At 64.3% G+C, this 20,376-nt stretch carries 17 protein-coding genes; 9 read left to right on the top strand and 8 right to left on the bottom strand.

The annotated features are described in order from the left end of the window. Window positions 1-11: 11 nt before the first annotated feature. Both DTW89_RS07945 and DTW89_RS07940 read left to right on the top strand, forming a co-directional pair. On the top strand, window positions 12-1,799 hold the full coding sequence (locus DTW89_RS07945) for an ABC transporter ATP-binding protein/permease (protein ID WP_236637074.1): 1,788 nt from the start codon (window positions 12-14) through the stop codon (window positions 1,797-1,799). 85 nt (window positions 1,800-1,884) lie between these two features. Continuing rightward, window positions 1,885-3,573 (top strand): ABC1 kinase family protein, encoded by a 1,689-nt coding sequence (locus DTW89_RS07940; RefSeq protein ID WP_114655567.1) that lies wholly within the window; start codon window positions 1,885-1,887, stop codon window positions 3,571-3,573. A 160-nt stretch (window positions 3,574-3,733) separates the two neighbouring features. Here DTW89_RS07940 and DTW89_RS07935 read toward each other — a convergent pair whose 3' ends face one another. The 3 genes from DTW89_RS07935 to DTW89_RS07925 are packed head-to-tail and all read right to left on the bottom strand — an operon-like array spanning window position 3,734 to window position 6,089. Then, on the bottom strand, window positions 3,734-4,561 hold the full coding sequence (locus tag DTW89_RS07935; RefSeq protein WP_114655543.1) for a substrate-binding domain-containing protein: 828 nt from the start codon (window positions 4,559-4,561) through the stop codon (window positions 3,734-3,736). Further along, on the bottom strand, window positions 4,558-5,355 hold the full coding sequence (locus tag DTW89_RS07930) for an ABC transporter ATP-binding protein (RefSeq protein WP_201740967.1): 798 nt from the start codon (window positions 5,353-5,355) through the stop codon (window positions 4,558-4,560). Before DTW89_RS07930 ends, DTW89_RS07935 begins: the two co-directional genes overlap by 4 nt. After that, the gene (locus tag DTW89_RS07925; RefSeq protein ID WP_114655566.1) at window positions 5,352-6,089 is read right to left on the bottom strand and encodes an ABC transporter permease; all 738 of its coding nucleotides are present in this window, start codon (window positions 6,087-6,089) and stop codon (window positions 5,352-5,354) included. The genes DTW89_RS07930 and DTW89_RS07925 overlap by 4 nt, the downstream gene beginning before the upstream one ends. A 50-nt stretch (window positions 6,090-6,139) precedes the next feature. Between DTW89_RS07925 and DTW89_RS07920 the strand changes: the two genes are divergently transcribed. From DTW89_RS07920 to DTW89_RS07910, 3 genes are all read left to right on the top strand, one after another. Further along, a complete protein-coding gene (locus DTW89_RS07920; RefSeq protein ID WP_114655542.1) occupies window positions 6,140-7,267 on the top strand; it encodes a substrate-binding domain-containing protein in 1,128 nt (375 codons plus the stop codon). A gap of 181 nt (window positions 7,268-7,448) precedes the next feature. Further along, window positions 7,449-8,069 (top strand): TRAP transporter small permease subunit, encoded by a 621-nt coding sequence (locus DTW89_RS07915; RefSeq protein WP_114655541.1) that lies wholly within the window; start codon window positions 7,449-7,451, stop codon window positions 8,067-8,069. A 14-nt stretch (window positions 8,070-8,083) separates the two neighbouring features. Then, window positions 8,084-9,856 (top strand): TRAP transporter large permease, encoded by a 1,773-nt coding sequence (locus DTW89_RS07910; protein ID WP_024815935.1) that lies wholly within the window; start codon window positions 8,084-8,086, stop codon window positions 9,854-9,856. Window positions 9,857-10,529: 673 nt separating this feature from the next. Here the strand turns inward: DTW89_RS07910 and DTW89_RS07905 are convergent. From DTW89_RS07905 to xseB, 5 genes are all read right to left on the bottom strand, one after another. Then, entirely contained in the window at window positions 10,530-11,609 is a 1,080-nt protein-coding gene (locus tag DTW89_RS07905; protein ID WP_024815936.1) for a TRAP transporter substrate-binding protein, read from the bottom strand. Window positions 11,610-11,760: 151 nt separating this feature from the next. Further along, window positions 11,761-12,843, bottom strand: coding sequence for a TRAP transporter substrate-binding protein (locus DTW89_RS07900; RefSeq protein ID WP_024815937.1), 1,083 nt, complete (start codon window positions 12,841-12,843; stop codon window positions 11,761-11,763). A gap of 230 nt (window positions 12,844-13,073) precedes the next feature. Beyond that, complete coding sequence (dxs, locus tag DTW89_RS07895) at window positions 13,074-14,972, bottom strand: 1-deoxy-D-xylulose-5-phosphate synthase (protein WP_114655540.1); 1,899 nt, start codon at window positions 14,970-14,972, stop codon at window positions 13,074-13,076. Between the two features lie 92 nt (window positions 14,973-15,064). Then, window positions 15,065-16,060, bottom strand: a complete 996-nt coding sequence (locus tag DTW89_RS07890) for a polyprenyl synthetase family protein (protein WP_236637073.1) — start codon at window positions 16,058-16,060, stop codon at window positions 15,065-15,067. Window positions 16,061-16,068: 8 nt separating this feature from the next. Further along, window positions 16,069-16,311: an exodeoxyribonuclease VII small subunit gene (xseB, locus tag DTW89_RS07885; RefSeq protein ID WP_024815940.1), complete on the bottom strand. Its 243-nt coding sequence runs from the start codon at window positions 16,309-16,311 to the stop codon at window positions 16,069-16,071. 312 nt (window positions 16,312-16,623) lie between these two features. Between xseB and DTW89_RS07880 the strand changes: the two genes are divergently transcribed. The 4 genes from DTW89_RS07880 to flhD all read left to right on the top strand — a co-directional run bounded on the left by DTW89_RS07880 (window position 16,624) and on the right by flhD (window position 20,320). Next, window positions 16,624-17,763 (top strand): aromatic ring-hydroxylating oxygenase subunit alpha, encoded by a 1,140-nt coding sequence (locus DTW89_RS07880; RefSeq protein ID WP_114655538.1) that lies wholly within the window; start codon window positions 16,624-16,626, stop codon window positions 17,761-17,763. Window positions 17,764-17,892: 129 nt separating this feature from the next. Continuing rightward, the gene (locus tag DTW89_RS07875; RefSeq protein ID WP_114655537.1) at window positions 17,893-18,804 is read left to right on the top strand and encodes a DMT family transporter; all 912 of its coding nucleotides are present in this window, start codon (window positions 17,893-17,895) and stop codon (window positions 18,802-18,804) included. Between the two features lie 57 nt (window positions 18,805-18,861). After that, complete coding sequence (locus tag DTW89_RS07870; RefSeq protein ID WP_114655536.1) at window positions 18,862-19,761, top strand: sulfurtransferase; 900 nt, start codon at window positions 18,862-18,864, stop codon at window positions 19,759-19,761. A 232-nt stretch (window positions 19,762-19,993) separates the two neighbouring features. Then, window positions 19,994-20,320, top strand: a complete 327-nt coding sequence (gene flhD, locus DTW89_RS07865) for a flagellar transcriptional regulator FlhD (RefSeq protein ID WP_005800286.1) — start codon at window positions 19,994-19,996, stop codon at window positions 20,318-20,320. Window positions 20,321-20,376: the final 56 nt, after the last annotated feature.

Genomic DNA, 20,376 nt, shown 5'->3' with positions numbered 1-20,376 from the left:
TTGCGGCGACAATGCGCCGGGCAAGCCGCGCACCACCCGAGTACCCCATATCCAACGAAGAGCCGTCAGGCTTCAACACCCGCCTGTGGCGCCGTTTCGTGCAGATTGCACGACCCTACTGGCAATCCGAAGAGCGCTGGCGCTCGCGTGGGCTGCTGGCACTGCTGGTGCTGTTGCTGCTGGGGCAAACCGCCTTCAACGTGTGGTTCAACCACGAAACCGGCGAATTCACGTCCGCACTGGCCGCGGGCGACGCAGACCGCTTCTGGGCATCCATCCGGCGCTACACCCTCATCCTGGTGGCGGCCGTGCCCATTTATGCGCTGTATTACTACGTGCGGGACTCGCTGGGCCTGCGCTGGCGGCGCTGGCTCACGCAGCATTTTCTGGGGCGCTATTTCGACCAGCGCGCCTATTACCGGCTGAACGCCATCGTGGGCATCGACAACCCCGACCAGCGCATTGCCGAAGACATTAACGCGTTCACCCAGCAGTCGCTGTATTTTTCGATGATCGCGCTGGGCTCGGTCATTCAGTTGATCGCGTTTTCGAGCGTGCTGTGGACCATCTCGCAAGGGCTGGTCTATTTTCTGATCAGCTATGCCATCTTCAGCACCGTGTTCACTGCCAAGGTGTTTGGCAAGCGGCTGATCGGGCTGAACTACCGCCAGCTGCAGCGCGAGGCCGATTTCCGCTTCAGCCTGGTGCGGGTGCGCGAGCACGCCGAGCCCATCGCCTTTCACAACGGCGAGCAGCGCGAAATGTCGGCCCTGCGCCGCATTTTTGATGCGCTGTATGCCAACTACCAGCAGGTGCTGCGCTGGCAGTTCAAGCTCAAGCTGTTCCAGTACACGCACAGCTTTCTGACCATCGTGCTGCCCAGCGTGATCATTGCCAACCAGGTGCTCTCGGGTGAGCTGGAGGTGGGCCGGGCCATCCAGGCCGCTGGTGCTTTTGCCGCCATCCTGAGTGCGCTGACGGTCATCGTCGAGCATTTCGAAAGCCTGAGCCGGTTCTCGGCGGGCGTAGACCGGCTGCACGCGTTTTCCACCACGCTGCACGACCAGGCCCACACTCCCGCGCGCCCCGCGCCGGACGGTGCCAGCGAGCCCAGCCTCGAACCCGCAGCGCAGATCCACACTGCGTCAGGCTTTGAGCTTGGCGTCACGCAGCTCACGGTGCTCACCCCCAACCGCGAGCACCTGCTGCTGCGCGACCTCACGCTCAGCGTGTCGCCGGGCAGGGGCCTGCTCATCGTGGGCCCCAGCGGCGCGGGCAAAAGCTCGCTGCTGCGCGTGGTGGCCGGCCTGTGGACCACGGGGTCCGGCGAGGTGAAGCGCCCCGCCGACCCCGACATGCTTTTTCTTCCCCAAAGCCCCTACCTGCCCCTGGGCGACCTGCGCTGCCAGCTGCTCTACCCCCAGACAGAGCGCGAAATCTCCGACGCAGAACTGCAGCAATGGCTGGAACGGGTGAACCTGCCCACACTGGCCGAGCGCTTTGGCGGGCTCAGCGCCCACCTGGACTGGGCCAAGGTGCTGTCGGTGGGCGAACAGCAGCGCCTGGCCTTTGCCCGCGCCCTGCTGGCCAAGCCGCGCTACCTGCTGCTGGACGAGGCCACCAGTGCGCTCGACACGGCCAACGAGGCCCTGCTGTATGGGCAGCTGGCGGGCCTGTCGATCACGCCGGTCAGCGTCAGCCACCACCAGAGCGCTTTGGGATACCACCACCAGGTGCTGGAGCTCACGGGCGATGGCTTGTGGGCCCTGCACGCGGCGGCCGACTACCGCTGGACATGAAGGCCGGGCCGCACACGCACTTGCCCCCAATGCAATGGCACTGCCCTGTGGCGCCCGCGTGCAGGCGCCGGACTATCATTGCTCCATGCTGATCGAGACCCTGGGAACCGCGCGCGATCTGGGCCGCCTGAAAGAAATTTTGGGCGTGATGGTGCGCCATGGGTTTGGCGACACCGTGCGCCGTCTGGGCCTGGCCGACAAGCTGGAGCGCGCAGGCCAGGCCCTGCACTGGGACCTGGCCGGTGACCTGACCCGCATCGAGCCGCCCGTGCAGGTGCGGCTGGCGCTGGAGGAGTTGGGGCCCACATTCGTGAAGTTCGGGCAACTGCTGGCGGGCCGTGCCGACCTGTTCGGCCCCGACTGGATCGCCGAGTTTGAAAAGCTCCACAGCCAGGTGCCGGCCGTGCCCCTGGAGCTTCTGCGCCCCCAGCTGCGCGAAGATTTGGGCGGCGAGCCCGAAGATGTGTTTGCACGCTTTGACACCGAGCCCCTGGCCGCGGCATCGATTGCGCAAGTGCACCGCGCTCAGCTGCACGATGGCAGCGAGGTGGTCGTCAAGATTCGCCGCCCCGGCATCAGCGAGGTGATCGAGGCCGATCTGCGCCTGCTTGCACGACTGGCCGCGCTGGCCGAAGCCGAGCTGCCCGCTCTCACCCCCTACCGTCCGCAGCAACTGGTGCGCGAATTCGCGCGCTCTTTGCGGCGCGAGCTCAACTTGGCGAGCGAATGCCGCAGTGCCGAGCGCATTGCCGGCAATCTCACCAGCCTGCCTTTCATCGTGGTGCCGCGCGTGCACTGGCAGCACACCAGCGAACGCATCAACGTGCAGCAATTCATCCAGGGCGTGCCTGGCGGGCAGCTCGATGCGCTGACACCCGAAGCCGGTTTTGACCGCACCGTGCTGGCCCGGCGCGGCGCCCAGGCCGTGCTCCAGATGATTGTGCAAGATGGCATCTTCCATGCCGACCCGCACCCGGGCAATGTGTTTTACCTTGCAGGCAACCGCATCGCCTTCATCGACTTTGGCATGGTGGGCCGCTTGTCAGAGCGCAGGCGCATCGAGTTGCTGCAAATGCTGCTGGGCCTGGTAGAGCGCCAGCCGCAGGCGGTGGCCGATGTGCTGCTGGACTGGGCGGGCGACGCCCATGGTGTGGACCCAGGGCAACTGGAGATGGAGGTGGAAGCCTTTGTCGACCAATACCACGGCGTGCCCCTGGCGCAGCTGCAGCTGGGGCAAATGCTGGCCGATGTGACCAGCATCCTGCGCGAACACCACCTGGGCCTGCCGCCCGACCTGGCACTGCTCATCAAGGCCTTTATTTCGCTGGAAGGCATGGGGCGCAATCTCGACCCGCAATTTCACATGACCACCGAAGCCCTGCCGCTGCTGCGCCAGGTGCTGCGCGCACGCTACCAGCCGCGCGCACTGGCCGGCCGCGCCTGGCAGACCTTGCGCCGGGCGCTCGACACCGCAGAGCAATTGCCCGACGACCTGGCACGCCTGCTGCGCAACGCACGCCGGGGCCGCCTGCAGGTGGGCATCGAGCTGGCCCACCTCAAGCGGGTGGGCGACCAGATCGACCGCTCTGCCAACCGGCTCGCAATGGCACTGATCATTGCCGCCCTCATCATTGGCTCTTCCATCGTGATGACCGTGCAGGGCGGGCCCACGCTGTTCGGGCTGCCGGCCTTTGGCTTTCTCGGCTTCTTTGGCGCCGTGGTCTGCGGGTTGTGGCTGGTGCGCGCCATCTGGCGCAGCAGCAGGGACCGGTAGCCCCCTGATGCGCCCAGTGCCTTCCCCAGAGGAGGACGCCCCCGGCCCCGGTGGCCTGGCAAATCCAGTTCCACTGGTCGCACGGGTTGGGGCACGCCAGGGGCTGGACCGCTGGATCTTTTTGAATGGCCTTGTTTGACGCGCTTAGACGCGCGATTTGTTACTTCGCAGCGTTCGGGAAGAACAGCTGCTCGCCGCCAATCTTGTAGTTGGCAATCGCCGTCTGGCCTGCGGGCGAGACCACCCAGTCCACGAATTTCTGCGCGTCCTGCGCCTTCACATGCGGGTGCCGGGCGGGGTTCACCACCATCACGCCATACTGGTTGAACAGGCGCGTGTCGCCCTCCACCAGCACGGCCAGATCGGCGCGGTTCTTGAAGTTGAGCCAGGTGCCGCGGTCGGCCAGCGCATAGGCGCCGCTGGATGCGGCAATGTTGAGCGCGGGGCCCATGCCACAGCCGCATTCCTTGTAGCCGCTGCCCTTGGCGGCATCGGCGCCGGCCAGCTTCCAGTAGCGCAGCTCGGCGGCGTGCGTGCCGCTCTTGTCGCCGCGCGAGACAAAATCGCCATTGCCAGCGGCCAGCTTTTTCAGCGCCCCGACGATGTCCTTGCCCTTGACACCGGCGGGATCGTTCTGGGGGCCCACCAAGATGAAGTCGTTGTACATCACGGGGTAGCGCTTCACGCCCCAGCCGTCGGCGACAAACTTTTCTTCGGCCACCTGGTCATGTACGAACAGCACATCCGCGTCGCCGCGGCGCGCCGTGTCGAGCGCCTGCCCTGTACCCAAGGCCACCACCTTCACATCCAGGCCGCTGGTCTTCTTGAACTCGGGCAGCAGATATCCAAACAGCCCCGACTGCTCGGTGGACGTGGTGGACGCCATGGTGATGGACTGCGCAAACGCCGGTCCGGATACTGCAAAAACAATAGCAGGCAGCGCTTTACGCACAAGCGCCAGAGGCCAAAAAGACTTCAAATTCTTCATACCATTTCTCCTTTGACAAACAATCGGGCGGCGTCGGGCAGGGGGCCGTTGAAAAAATCGTGCACCGGCAAATCGGCCAGCACAGCGCCGTGTTCCAGATAAATCACCCGGCTGGCCAGCCGCTTGACCTGGCCCAGGTTGTGGCTGCTGAAAACCATGGTCACCGGGTGGCCGGGGCCCGCCTGGCCATGGCTGGCGGCAAGGTCGGCCATCAGCAGCTCGACCTCGCGCTTGGCATGGGGGTCGAGGCTGGAGGTGGGCTCGTCAAGCAGCAGCACATCGGGCCGCAGCGCCCAGGCACGCGCCAGCGCCACCCGTTGCTGCTGCCCCCCCGACAGCGTGCGCGCGTTTTGTGCCGCAATGCCATCCAGCCCCACGCGCTGCAATGCCAGCAACGCCTGCGCGCGCGCCTCGCGCCAGCGCACGCCATGCAGCCACAGGCCCAGCGCCACGTTGTGCTGGGCACTCATGCGCAGCATGTGCGGGCGCTGGAACAGCATGGCCTGGCGGCTGCCATCGCCCCGCAACAACTGGCCGCTGCTGGGTTTTGCCAGACCATGCAGCACACGCAGCAGTGTGCTTTTGCCGCAGCCGTTGGCCCCGATCAGCGCCACGCGCTCGCCCGGTGCCACCGACAGATGCACACCCTGGAGCGCCTGCACCAAGCCATAGCGCACTCCCACGCCGTCCAGTGAGAAAACGGGGGGATGGTCGGGCGCAGCCACCGATGTCCGGGCCACCATCTCCACATGGGGCCAGGGCGCAGCGCCATTCACGGACGGAACAGCGCTCATGCCAGCACTCCGGGCAGCGCGCCTTGCGAGGTGCCATCCACGCCTTCACGCCAGCGCCGCAACGCAGCGATCAGCACATTGAGCGCCAGCACCACCGCCAGCAGCACCAGGCCCAGGGCCAAGGCCAGCGGCAGATCGCCCTTGCTGGTTTCGAGGGCGATGGCGGTGGTCATCACGCGCGTGAAACCGTCGATATTGCCGCCCACAATCATCACGGCGCCCACCTCGGAAATGGCGCGCCCGAACGATGCAATCAGCACCGTGAGCAGGGCATAGCGCTCATCCCAGGCCAGCAACAGGCTGCGCATCACGGGGCCGGCCCCGATCGACTGCAACTGCTCGCCATGGCCGCGCTCGGCATCGGCCACCAGCTGGCAGGTCAGGGCCGTGACCACCGGCAGCACCAGCAGGGTCTGGGCAATCACCATCGCCTTGAACGTAAAAAGCCACCCCAGGGCGCCCAAGGGGCCGCTGCGCGACAGCAGCAGATACACCACCAGCCCGACCACCACCGAAGGCACGGCCAGCATGGTGTTGAGCAACGCCAGCACGGCGCCCCGGCCCGCAAACCGCGCCACACCCAGCCACGCGCCCAGCACCACACCGGCACCACAGGCCAGCAGGCAAGCCGTGCCACTGACCGCAAGCGAGCGGCCCACAATGGTCCACAACATGGGATCGGCCGAAAACGTGAGTTGCAGCGCCGTGATGGCGCTTTCAGAGAGTGTGGACATGGATTCGACTATCGTATGCACCGAATCAATCTCCAGCGATATGAACACCTGTGCATAGGGTCCAACTTCACTACACGCTCAGCCGCGATGCCGGCGACGCCCTGATCCGCAACCCGCTGCCCGAGATGCTGGAGGCGGTGGCACAGCAGGGCTCCATTTCTGGCGCGGCGCGCGCGCTGGGGTTGTCCTATCGCCATGTGTGGGGCGCCCTGAAACGCTGGGAAGACCAGTTGGGTGGCGAGCTCGTTACCTGGGGCAAGGGCCAGTCGGCGCAGCTCAGCGAGTTCGGCACCAAGCTGCTGTGGGCCGAACGCCAGGCCCAGGCCCGCCTGGCACCCCAGATTGCTGCCCTGCACGCGGATCTGGAACGCGCCTTTGCCGTGGCGTTTGACGACAGCACCCATGTGCTCACCATGTATGCCAGCCACGACGATGCCCTGGGCGCACTGCGCGCCCACGCCGCCACGCCCGACGACTGCGGCGCGCTGCACCTGGATATCCGCTTCACCGGCAGCGTGGACGCCATCCGCGCGCTGAACGAGGGCCGGTGCACGCTGGCAGGGTTTCACACGCTCGAAGACCCCGCCGCCGATTCGCTGGCAGCGCGCACCTACCGCCCACTGCTGCAACCGGGGCGCCACAAGATCATTGGCTTTGCGCGGCGCACCCAGGGGCTGATCGTTGCGCGCGGCAATCCGTTGGGGCTGCACACCCTGGCCGATGTGGCGCGCACCGGCGCACGGTTTGTGAACCGGCCGCTGGGCACCGGCACCCGCGTGCTGCTGGGTGACCTGCTGGCCATGGCCGGGCTCACCCCCGAAGACATCACCGGCTACGAGCTGAACGAGCCATCGCACGGCGCCTTGGCGCAGGCCGTGGCGGCCGGCGCTGCCGACGTGGGCATGGGCATTGCCCTGGCGGCCCACGCCCGGGGGCTGGATTTTGTGCCCCTGGTGCATGAGCGCTACCACCTCGCCTGTCTCAAATCCACGCTCGACCAGCCCGCCACCAGCGCCTTGCGTGCAGTGCTGCAGACGCCAGCCTGGCAGGAACGCATGCATGCCATGCCAGGCTATGCCCCCATGCACTGCGGCGAAGTGCTGGCCATGAGCACGGTACTGCCGTGGTGGCGATTCAGTGGTCGCAAGCGTAGCGCAGGCACTAGGCAGAAACCCTAATTGCTATGCTTTTGGAAGCTACCTAACAAGCATCTGTCGAGGGATAACACCGTCACGCTGCCGTCAGCCTCGGAATACAGTGCTCCGTAGAATTGCGCCCTTGTAAAAGTTTGTCGCGCCTTTCCGCCCACCGGCGGCCTGGCAGCGACATCGTGCGCATAGCCTTTTTCTTGGAGACACCATGCAGGCTTTACTCAAACTGTCCCGAGGGGTCGACTGGCTTAACACCCAGGTCGGCAAATACGTTGTCTGGCTCATTCTGGCGTCTACCTTGGTCAGTGGCATCAACGCCATTGTTCGCAAGGTGTTCAACGTCAGCTCCAACGCCTATCTGGAAGTGCAGTGGTATCTGTTTGCCGCCTCGTTCCTGCTGGCGGCGGGCTACACGCTGCTGCAGGGCGAACACGTCAAGGTGGACGTGATTTCCAGCCGCCTGTCCAAGCGGGCGCAGATCTGGATCGACATTTTCGGTTTTCTTTTCTTTCTCACGCCGTTTTGCGCTGCCGTTCTGTGGTTCGGCATCCCGTTCTTCTGGAAAGGCTATGTCTCGGCAGAAATGTCGAGCAATGCCGGTGGCCTGCTGCGCTGGCCGGTGTACCTGATGATGCCGCTGGGTTTCGGGCTGCTGCTGCTGCAAGGCTGGTCTGAACTCATCAAGCGCATCGCTTTCCTGAAGGGTCTGATCGAGGATCCCACCGCCAAAAAGGTGGAAAAGACGGCCGAGGAAGAACTCGCCGAATCCATCCGCCGCCTGCGCGAAGCTGCCGCAGGCAACGGCACTGGCGCCACCAAGGCCGACTGAACGGAGACACGATCATGGAATTTTTCGTTCAAAACCTCGCCCCCATCATGTTTGCGGGGCTCATCTTCTTCCTGCTGCTGGGTTTCCCCGTAGCGTTCAGCCTGGGCGCCTGTGGCCTGTTCTTCGCCTTCATCGGCGTGGAACTCAACGTCTTGCCCGAAGCCCTGCTGCAGGCCCTGCCGCTGCGCATCTTCGGCATCATGCAAAACGATACGCTGCTGGCCATTCCGTTTTTCACGCTCATGGGGCTGATTCTTGAGCGCAGCGGCATGGCCGAAGACTTGCTCGAAACCATCGGCCAGCTGTTCGGCCCGGTGCGCGGCGGTCTGGCGTTTGCCGTGATCTTTGTGGGTGCGCTGCTGGCAGCCACCACCGGTGTCGTGGCGGCATCGGTCATCTCCATGGGCCTGATCTCGCTGCCCATCATGCTGCGCTACGGGTACGACCGTCGCATTGCAGCCGGGGTGATTGCGGCCTCGGGCACGCTGGCGCAGATCATTCCGCCTTCGCTGGTGCTGATCATTCTGGCCGACCAGCTGGGCCGCAGCGTGGGCGACATGTACAAGGGCGCTTTCCTGCCCGGCATGATGCTGACGGGTTTTTATGCCCTCTACGTGGTCATTCTGGCCGTCTTCAAGCCCCACTGGGTTCCCGCGATGCCGGTCGAGGCCCGCACCCTGCGAGAAGACAACGGCAACAGCGGCCTGCCATCGCTGGCCATACTGACGGCGCTGTGCACGGCCGCAGCGATCTATGTGGGCAAAAACATGCCTGCCGTTCACACTTGGTGGGAAGGCGAGCTGGTCGAGAAGGTTGCGCTGGACGAAACCATTGTGGTGGCCATGTGTTCTGGCGTGGCGCTGGCATTCCTTGCCGCCATGTTCAACAAGGTCACGCGCCTGGGCCTGCTGTCGCGCATGGCCGAACGGGTGACCTTCGTGCTCATTCCCCCGCTGCTGCTGATTTTCCTTGTGCTGGGCACCATTTTCCTGGGCGTCGCGACGCCCACCGAAGGCGGCGCGATGGGTGCACTGGGCGCTTTCGTGATGGCCATGGCGCGGGGTCGCCTGAGCTTTTCACTGCTCAAGCAGGCACTGCACACCACCACCAAGCTGTCGTGCTTTGTGGTGTTCATTCTGGTGGGCGCCACGGTGTTTGGCCTGACCTTCCAGGGCGTGGACGGGCCGCTGTGGGTGGAACACCTGCTGGCCGGCCTGCCAGGTGGTCAACTGGGCTTCCTGATCGTGGTAAACATCATGATCTTCTTCCTGGCCTTCTTCCTGGACTTCTTTGAACTGTCGTTCATCGTGGTGCCCCTGCTGGCGCCCGTCGCCGACAAGCTGGGCATTGACCTGGTGTGGTTTGGTGTGCTGCTGGGCATCAACATGCAGACCTCGTTCATGCACCCGCCGTTCGGCTTCGCGCTGTTCTACCTGCGCAGCGTGGCCCCGGACAAGGAATACGTGGACAAGCTCACCAAGAAACTGATCAAGCCCGTGACCACCATGCAGATCTACTGGGGTGCCGTGCCGTTTGTGGCCATCCAGCTGATCATGGTGTCCCTGGTGATCGCCTTCCCAGGCATCGTTTCGAGCGGCCTGGACAAGGCCGAGGTGTATGACCTGGACAAGGTGCGCCTGGAAATGGAAGCCAACATGCCCGCCCCCATGGACCAGGCCGATCCCACCGAAGGCATGACGGGGGGTGACAGCACCGCTCCGGCCACCGACGACCCCCTGAAGGCGATGCAAGATTCGCTGGCCACGGAGCCCGAAAAGAAAGACTGATCCACGCGGGGGCCTCGCAAGGCCCCGCACAGCCAGCGCATTCGAAAGCCAAGCCCCCGCCGGTGCACTACCGGCGGGGGCTTTTTTTCTGCGCCCTGGCTTGCGCGCCCACCCGTGCCAGCGGACATGGCGCGCGTCACCCGCGTTGCCTCAGTACCTGACGCACCGCACCAAACCGCGCTCCCCAAGATGCGGGTATCCCCACCATGCGTTGCTGCCCACTGCACGCCACCACGCATTGCGCCTTACGCAATGACGCATCGCGCGTCTCTGGATCGACACAGTGGGCGGCCGCCATCTGCTGCGCCGCTGTGGCCGCACTGGTCTGTTTTGGCACTGCGGCCCCTGCGGACTTCTCACTGATGGATACGGCCCGACAAAGCCGAGCCGCTCGCACTGAAGCTCATCAAAGGGCATCGACGCGCTGGCGCGGCACTTGAGACATCAAAGAGCCCAAAGGGCCGGGTCAATAGCCACCCTGCACGCTTCGTTTCCCCGCCCCAGGAGCGCCCCAGGAGCGGTTGACGCCACGCAGTTGCGCGCGCCCGTGTGTGTTGTGATCCACGCGTGGGCGGCTTGCCCGCGCAGCTGTGAGCCAGCGCGGGACGCAAAAAAGCCCGCTAGGCGAACCGGGCGGGCTTCGGGGAAAACAACGCAGGTGCGCTGGGCCCGATCAGAGCTTTTGCGACGACATGAAGCTGTCGAAACGCGACTCGGCAAAGCGGAACCAGAGAATCTGGTCGCGCTGGAAATTGCGATAGTCGGCGTAGATCTTCTTCCACTCTGGATTGCTCTTGTCCAGATCGGCATAGAGTTCCATGGTGGACTTGAACGATGCATCCAGCACGGTTTGCGGGAACGGCACCACCTTGGTCTTGGCAGCCACCAGTTGCTTGAGGGCACCCGGATTGCGCGCGTCGTAACGGGCCTGGGTGGTCACGTGGGCTTCGTGGGCAGCAGCGCGCACAATGGCCTTGTTCTCGGCAGACAGGCCGTCCAGCGCCTTCTGGTTGACATAGAACTCCAGGTTCAGACTGCCTTCCCACCAGCCGGGGTAGTAGTAGAACGGCGCCACCTTGTTGAAGCCCAGCTTCAGATCGTCGTAAGGTCCGATCCACTCGGCCGCGTCAATCGTGCCTTTTTCAAGAGCCTGGTAGATTTCGCCGCCCGGAATATTCTGGGGCACACCACCCATGCGCTCAATCACCTTGCCGGCAAAGCCGCCCACGCGGAACTTCAACCCCTTGATGTCCGCAGGAGACTTCACTTCCTTGCGGAACCAGCCGCCCATCTGTGCGCCCGTGTTGCCGCCCAGGAAATTGACGATGTTGTATTTGGCATAAAACTCGCGCATCAGCTTGGTGCCGTTGCCGTCCACCATCCACGCCGTGAGCTGGCGGGAGTTCATACCGAATGGAATGGCGCCACCAATGGCGAAGGCTTCGTTCTTGCCAAAGAAATAGTAAGGAGCGGTGTGGGCGATTTCCACCGTGCCGTTTTGCACGCCGTCCACCACGCCAAACGCAGGCATCAGCTCGCCGGCCGCGTGGACAGAAATTTCAAACTTACCGCCAGACATTTCCTTGACGGCCTTGGAGAACACTTCGGCAGAGCCGAAGATGGTGTCCAGGGACTTGGGGAAACTTGACGCCAGACGCCAGCGCACAGCAGCCTGGGCGTGAACAGCCGGGGCAATACCCGCTGCGAGCACGCCGGCAATACCGGTCTTCTTGATCAGGGAACGACGATCCATGGTGATTTCCTTCAATACACATGCGCTTTTGGCACACGATGGGCCCAAAAAAACCGGCGTCAGCGCTGCCAAGGGTGTGCAGCACCGGAACCGGATCGAGAAAGAATGGGGCGAGGGCCCACCAGAGGCCTGCCGCCCAAGCGTGGGCTGATTACAGCTTCACGCCCGTCATGTAGTTGTCAAAGCGCAATTCGGAATACCGCGCCCACAGCAACTGGTCGCGCTGGAATGCACGCATGTCCTGGTGAATGGTCTTGAACTCAGCCGACTTGGCTTCGTGCTCGGCAAAGACCTCCATGGAAGCCTTGTAGCCAGCGTCCATGATTTCCTTGGGGAAAGCCTTGAGTTGCGTCTTGGCGGCCACCAGGCGCTTGAGCGCGATAGGGTTGAAGGCGTCGTACTTGGCGGTCATGTCGCGTGCAGCCACGGTGGTGGCGGCATCCACAATGGCCTGGAATTCCGGGGTCAACGCCGCGTAGGCCTTGGTGTTGATGAAGAACTCCAGCTCGGCACCACCCTCCCACCAGCCGGGGTAGTAGTAGAACGGCGCAACCTTGTTGAAACCCAGCTTTTCATCGTCGTAAGGACCGACGAACTCTGTGGCATCGAGCGTGCCTTTTTCCAGCGCCTGGTACACATCACCCCCGGGCATGTTCTGCGGGACCACGCCCAGCTTCTGCATGGCTTCGCCGAACAGGCCGCCACCCATGCGCATCTTCAGGCCCTTCAGGTCGGCAACCGTCTTGATTTCCTTGCGATACCAGCCGCCCATCTGCGTGCCGGTGTTGCCTGCGCTGCGGCTCTTGATGTTGTAGTTGGCGTAGAACGCATCCATCAGCTTGCGGCCGTTGCCGTGCTCCATCCAGGCGTCCATCTGACGCGCCGTGAGGCCGAAAGGCACCGCGCAACCGAACGCGAAGGTGGAGCTTTTGCCCGTGAAATAGTAGGGCGCCGTCTGGGCCATTTCGATCGTGCCGTTCTGCAGGGCATCCACCACGCCGAAAGCGGGCATCAGCTCGCCGGCGGCATGCACGGACACCTCGAACTTGCCACCCGAGAGCGCACGCACCGTCTTGGCGAACATTTCAGCGCTACCGAAAATGGTGTCCAGAGATTTGGGGAAGCTGGAAGCAAGGCGCCAGCGCACAGCGGCCTGGGCATGGGCGGCAGGGGCGATGCCCGCGGCGAGCACGCCTGCAATACCAGCGTGCTTGATGATGGAACGACGATCCATGAGATTCTTTCCAAAATGATGATCACAGCGCCTCTTGAGGGGGCCCGAAGGCACCGCCCGGATGGAGGCGTATCGAAAGGCAATTGTAGAAACATGGCGGGGGCGCCCGTTGCGGGTTATCCCGCGGAATCCCCCATGCGGCACCCTGTATTCAGGGTTTTGCAAGCTTGAGGCCCTGAAGCGTTGTCCCTCGAACGCCTCGTGGCGTTGAGGCCTGGTTCAGCGCGCAGTCAGAGGGCCGGGGCAGGACCGAATCGCGCCGCGATGGCCAGGCGGATGCCTTCGGCGTCCAGACCCTGCAGCGACAGCAGCTTGGCCGGATCGCCATGCTCGATGAACACGTCAGGCAACCCCAGCTGCAAGACAGGCACCACCACCTTGGCAGCGGCCAGCGCTTCCATCACGGCACTGCCAGCGCCGCCCATGATGGCGCCCTCTTCCAGCGTCACGAGGGCATCGTGGCGCGCTGCCACTTCGAGCAACAGTGCGGTGTCGAGCGGCTTGGCCCAGCGCATGTTGACCACGGTGGCATCCAGGGCCTCGGCCGCCTGCAGCGCGGGATACAACAAGGTGCCAAAGGCCAGAATGGCGATGCGCGGAGTCGCCGCATCGACCTGGCCGCCCTTGCGCTCGCGGCGGATTTCGCCTTTGCCGAACGGCAGGCCCTCCAGCCCGCGCAGGGGCGCCACGCCCGCGCCACTGCCGCGCGGGTAGCGTACGGCAACGGGATGGTCTTGCGCGAACGCGGTGCTCAGCAGCTGGCGGCATTCGCGCTCATCGGCCGGGCAGGCCATGCTCATGTTGGGAATGCAGCGCACAAAAGGGATGTCGTATGCACCCGCATGGGTGGCGCCGTCGGCCCCCACCAGGCCGGCCCGGTCCAGTGCAAATACCACGGGCAGGTTCTGCAGGGCCACGTCGTGGATCATCTGGTCGTAGCCGCGCTGCAAAAAGGTGGAATAGATCGCCACCACGGGCTTCACGCCCTCGCAGGCCATGCCAGCGGCAAAGGTGACGGCATGCTGCTCGGCGATGCCTACGTCGTAATAACGGTCGGGGAAACGCTTGTGGAACTCGACCATGCCTGAACCCTCGCGCATGGCCGGGGTGATGCCCACCAGCCGGTCATCCTGCGCCGCCATGTCGCACAGCCATTCGCCAAACACCTGCGTGAAGGTCTGTTTGGGCGCGGCCGTGCTTTTGACCAGCCCCACGGCCGGGTCGAACTTGCCCGGACCGTGGTAGGCCACGGGATCGGCCTCGGCCAGCTTGTAGCCCTGGCCTTTTTTGGTGACCACATGCAGGAACTGCGGGCCTTTGAGCCCCTTGATGTTTTCCAGCGTGGGGATCAGGGAATCGAGGTCATGCCCGTCGATGGGCCCGATGTAGTTGAAGCCGAATTTCTCGAACAGTGTGGCCGGCACCACCATGCCCTTGGCCTGCTGCTCCAGCCGCTTGGCCAGCTCCAGCAGCGGGGGCACGGGGCGCAGCACGGTCTTGCCCACATTCTTGGCGGCAGCATAAAACTGCCCGCTCATGAGCTGGGCCAGATAACGGTTGAGCGCGCCCACGGGCGGGCTGATGCTCATGTCGTTATCGTTCAGGATGACGAGCAGGTTGGCGTCGGCCACACCGGCGTTGTTCAGGGCCTCGAAGGCCATGCCAGCGGTCATGGCACCGTCGCCGATGATGGCCACGGCATGCCGGTCTTCGCCCTTGCGCTGCGCGGCCAGCGCCATGCCCAGCGCGGCAGAGATGCTGGTGCTCGAATGCGCCGTGCCAAAGGTGTCGTAGACGCTTTCAGCGCGCTGCGGAAAGCCCGAGATACCGCCCAACTGCCGCAGCGTGTGCATGCGGTCGCGTCGGCCGGTGAGGATCTTGTGCGGGTAGGTCTGGTGGCCCACATCCCACACCAGCCGATCCTCGGGCGTGTTGAACACATGGTGCAGCGCCACGGTGAGTTCGACCGTGCCCAGATTGGAGCTGAGGTGCCCGCCCGTCTGGGACACGCTTTCGATCACGAACGCACGCAGCTCGGTGGCCAGTTGCTTGAGATCGGCGCGCGCCAGGCGGCGCAGGTCAGCCGGGTCATTGATGGTCTGCAGCAGGGGGAAGGATGTCGTGGACATTTACTATTATTTTGATAGCTTATAGCGCTTGATACACAAGGGCTAGAGGCCAATTTGACATAAAATTCAACGGCATCGAACCCCACCCGGGCTCAATACGATCGGTTCACCACCATGTCGGCCAGCGCCGCCAGTGCGCGCGTGTCCGCCAGGCCCGAGGCCGCCAGCGCGTCATGCGCCTGCGCCAGCAACTCCTGCGCATGGGCCTGCGCGGGGGCCAGCCCGAGCAACGAGACATAGGTGGGCTTGTCGCTGGCAGCATCCTTGCCGGCGGTCTTTCCCAGCGTAGCCGAGTCGGCGACCACATCCAGGATATCGTCCACCACCTGAAACGCCAGACCCAGCGCCGCACCGTAGTCTGCCAGCGCTTTTTGCGCGGCCGCGCTGGACGTTCCGCAGGCCACGCCCATCATCACGCTGGCCTGCAGCAATGCACCGGTTTTAAGGCGGTGCATGTTGCGCAACTGGTCCTGCGTCAGCGCCAGCCCCACGCTGGCCAGGTCAATCGCCTGTCCGCCCGCCATGCCTGCAGATCCGGCGGCGCGCGCCAGCTGGCGGCACAGCGTGGCCTGCACGGCCGGGAGAATGCGCTCATCCTCCGGTGTGAGCAGCTCGAACGCAAACGCCTGCAGACCGTCGCCTGCCAGCAAGGCCTGCGCCTCGCCAAACTGCACATGCACCGTGGGCTTGCCCCGGCGCAGCACGTCGTTGTCCATGCACGGCATGTCGTCGTGCACCAGCGAATAGGCATGGATCAGCTCGACGGCGCACGCGGCGCGCAGGGCCGCCTCGTCCATCCCGGCGCGCAGGGCCGCCTCGTCCATCCCGGCGCGCAGGGCCGCCTCGCCCAGCCCCGCGCGCGACGCCACCTCGCGGTCCATATCGCCCGCCCCGTTCTGCACCGCCTCATAGGCCGCCAGCACCAACAACGGCCGCAGGCGCTTGCCACCATCGAGCACCGCGTAGCGCATGGCTTCACCCAGGCGAGCAGGGGCATCCTTGCCCACCCACTGGCCCAGGGCCTGTTCGACCTGATCGAGATGGTGCTGGCTCCAGCCTGCCAGGTCAAAGGCCGGGCGAGAACTCATTGCGGACGTCATTCCTGCGTCCATGGCTGCAACGCGCCTTCGTCCAGCACCTTGATCTGGTCCTGGACTGCATCGAGCCGGTGGCGGCAAAAAGCCAGCAGGGTGGCCCCGCGCTGATAGCCGGCAAGCATCTCCTCCAGCGGCAACTGACCTGCCTCGATGCGGCCCACGAGCTGCTCCAGCTCTTCCAGCGCCGCTTCGTAGCTGGCAGGTTCGGCGGGCGGGGCTTTGGAGGCAGGGGCCTTGGGCATGGGCAGGACGGCAGAAATTGCGCAGGTTAAACGCGTGATTTTAGGCGCAGCGACTGGAACGCCGCCGCCGCCCGCCCGCAGGAGTCCCTTGCCCTCACATGGAGGGGGGCATCAGTGCTCCCCGAACCGCCCGGAGGGATACAGAACCAGTCGCTTTAGCTGGTTTGGCAATACACGTAAGAGGGGTGCGGGAATAACCCCACCGCCTATAATCCCATTCCCGTCGAGCCGGCTAGTCACCTAGCCGGTTTCTTTTTTTCCAGATGCGCACAGGCGCACCTCCCTGTGGGGAGTCTTTAGGTCAGGTCACCCATGTCTGATTTAAGTCTTCGACTGCAGCAGGCCGCAAGCCAACTACCAGTTTCAAGCTACTTTGACGAAGCGCTGTTCCAGCGCGAATTGGAAACCATCTTCCAGCGCGGGCCCCGTTATGTGGGGCACCAGCTTTCCGTGCCCAACCCGGGCGACTACCACGCCTTGCCCCAGGAGGGCGAAGGGCGCGCGCTGGTGCGCAACGCCCAGGGCGGTGTAGAGCTGATCTCCAACGTCTGCCGCCACCGCCAGGCCATCATGCTCAAGGACCGCGGCTCGCTGAACACCCAGCAAAAGGGCAGCGCGGGCGGCAACATCGTGTGTCCCTTGCACCGCTGGACCTACAAGGACAACGGCGAGTTGCTGGGCGCCCCCCATTTCTCGCACGATCCCTGCCTGAACCTCAACAACTACAAGCTGCGTGAGTGGAACGGCTTGCTGTTTGAAGACAACGGCTTCGACGTGGCGGCCGATCTGGCCGGCATCGGCCCGCGCGCCGACCTCGACTTCACCGGTTTTGTACTTGATCGCATCGAACTGCACGAGTGCAACTACAACTGGAAGACCTTCATCGAGGTCTATCTGGAGGACTACCACGTCGGCCCGTTCCACCCAGGCCTGGGGCATTTCGTCACCTGTGACGACCTGCGATGGGAATTTGGCAAAAACTACTCGGTGCAGACCGTGGGCGTGGCCAACCGCCTGGGCAAGGCGGGCAGTCCCGTGTACGAGCGCTGGCACGAGGCTTTGCTGGCCTACCGCAACGGCGAGCCGCCCACGCATGGCGCCATATGGCTCACGCTGTACCCGCACATCATGGTCGAGTGGTACCCGCACGTACTCACCGTGTCCACACTGCACCCCATCAGCCCCACCAAGACGATGAACATGGTGGAGTTCTACTACCCCGAGGAAATCGCGGCCTTCGAGCGCGAATTCGTCGAGGCACAGCAGGCGGCCTACATGGAGACCTGCATCGAGGACGACGAGATCGGCGAGCGCATGGATGCCGGCCGCAAGGCCTTGCTGGCGCGTGGCGACAACGAAGTGGGCCCCTACCAAAGCCCCATGGAAGACGGCATGCAGCACTTTCACGACTGGTACCGCGAAGCCATGGGTACGGTGACTCCAAAGGCCTGAATACAGCGCCCAAACGCACCCAATACGCCAGACAGCGCTCGTGCGCTCTTATTACAATAGCTGTCAACGCTTGCAAACAAAGCGCTGGCAGCTTTTTTACTTTCCGACCTAACTTATCCACCTGATCCCATGCAAGCCCTCTGGATGGTGCTGGCCGCGTTCCTGTTTGCAAGCATGGGCGTGTGCGTCAAAATCGCCTCGGCCCACTTCAACGCGGCCGAGTTGGTCTGCTATCGCGGCCTTATCGGCATCGTGATCCTGTGGCTGCTGGCGCGCTCGCAGCGCGTGACGCTGGCCACGCGCTACCCCGGCATGCACGCCTGGCGCAGCCTGGTGGGCGTGGCATCGCTGGGAGCCTGGTTCTACGCCATTGCCCACCTGCCCCTGGCCACAGCCATGACGCTCAACTACATGAGCAGCGTCTGGATCGCCGCCTTTCTGGTGGGCGGCACGCTGCTGGCCTGGCGCCCTTCGGCTGCATCGCCGCGTCCGGCGTTTCAGGGCCCGCTGGTGCTGACGGTGCTTACCGGGTTTGTCGGCGTGGTGATGATGCTGCGCCCCAGCCTCGACCAGAACCAGGCGTTTGCGGGCCTGATCGGGCTCATGTCGGGCATGACGGCGGCATTTGCCTACATGCAGGTGGTGGCCCTGTCGCGGCTGGGCGAGCCCGAGTCGCGCACTGTGTTCTATTTTGCGGTGGGCTCGGCCGTGGCCGGCGGTCTTGCCTTGTTGCTGACCGGCACCTCGGCCTGGCCGGGCTGGCCCGCGCTGTGGCTGCTGCCCATCGGGGTGCTGGCAGCGGGCGGGCAGCTGTGCATGACACGCGCCTATGCCAGCGCCAAAACCCAGCGCGGCACGCTGGTGGTGGCCAATCTGCAGTATTCGGGCATTGTGTTTGCCGCCATTTACAGCGTGGCGCTGTTTGGCGACCAGATTCCGCCCTTGGGCTGGGTCGGCATGGCGCTGATCGTGGGCAGCGGCATCGTGGCCACCGTGCTGCGCGCCCGCGCTGCGCCGGGAACTCCGGCCGAAGAACATTGACACAATAAAGGCCATCCTTTTGACCTTGCCGGTGCGTCTGCGCGCACCCGACCGCCCATGACCTACACCACCCTGGTATCCGCCACCGAACTGCAATCCCTGGTCGCCAGCGGCGCACCACTGATGGTGTTTGACTGCAGTTTCGATCTCACCCAGCCTTCTGCGGGTGCGCAGCAATATGCCGATGCCCACATTCCCGGCGCCATCTACGCCAACCTCGACACCGACCTGAGCGCGCTGCACGGCGCGCCCGGCGCCACCGGCACCGTTACGGCACACGAGGCCGACGAACCCGCCTCGGGCGGGCGCCACCCGCTACCCAGCCGCGAGCGCTTTGCCATCTGGCTGTCGAGCGTGGGCTTTGCCAATGGCATGCAGGCCGTGGTGTACGACCGCAACGGCGCCAACTACTGCGGCCGCCTGTGGTGGATGCTCAAGTGGGCCGGTCACGATGCAGTGGCTGTGCTCGACGGCGGCTTGCAAGCCTGGCAAGCAGGCGGTGGTGCCGTTGCCAGCGGTGCCGAACCCGCCCGGTTCCAGTCCAACTTTGAGTTGCGTCCCCCTCTGCGCCAGCTGGCCAGCGCGGCCGATGTGTTGGCCGCACTGCAGCAACCGGGCCAGACCCTGATCGATGCGCGGGGCGCGCCCCGGTACCGCGGCGAGGTCGAGCCACTGGACCCCGTGGCCGGGCATATTCCGGGCGCACTGAATCGCCCGTTTGGCGACAACATTGGTGCCGATGGCCGCTTCAAGCCTGCTGACGTGCTGCGCACCGAATTCGAAGCCCTGCTGGCGGGCCGCAACGCATCCACCGTGGTCCACCAGTGCGGCAGCGGCGTGAGCGCACTGCCCAACATGCTGGCCATGGAAGTGGCCGGACTCGGAAAAACCACGCTTTTTGCAGGCAGCTGGAGCGAATGGTGCAGCGACCCTTCGCGCCCGGTGGAGCGCGGCTAGCGCCTGCAAGCGGGTTGTCCACAGCAGGCCGCTGGCCTGCCAGGAGGGGTTGCGGGGCTGCGGCGCTTGTAAGGCAAATTCCTACAAGCCCCACCCCGAAACCAGACACGCGGCACATCCAAACCCCGACTTAATTTTTGATTGGGGCAGTTTCACAATCCATTTCACCGGATCACGCAAAACCTGCAGTCAGCAGGCAACGCCAGAACCGGCCAAGAAAAGGAAAGCTGCCATGACCAACGAACAACTGCTCGCCGAAATTCGCGAAGCCAATCTCACCTACCTGATGCTGGCGCAAAACCTGATTCGCCACGACAAGGCAGAAGCAGTGTTTCGTCTGGGCATGAACGAAGACGCTGCCGATATTCTGGCATCGCTGTCGGCAGCGCAAGTGCTCAAACTGGCCTCCCGCAACACCCTTCTTTGCAGCTTCCGGGTAGACGACAACCTGGTGTGGAGCTTGCTGACCAACCACTCGGCCAAAAAGGTGGGCAACGAAGCCACCAACACGCTGCACGCCAACATCCTGATGGCCAGCCGCGTGTCCGAAGTGCTCTGATCCTGCACTGCACTTCCCGCTTCCCGCACCCCGCCCTCTGCCACCGAAAGCCACCA

The sequence above is a fragment of the Acidovorax sp. BoFeN1 genome (genome assembly GCF_003345135.1).
GTDB lineage: Bacteria > Pseudomonadota > Gammaproteobacteria > Burkholderiales > Burkholderiaceae_C > Acidovorax > Acidovorax defluvii.
Note: the sequence above shows the minus strand (reverse complement) of the source record. Positions and strands in the feature narration are given on the sequence as shown.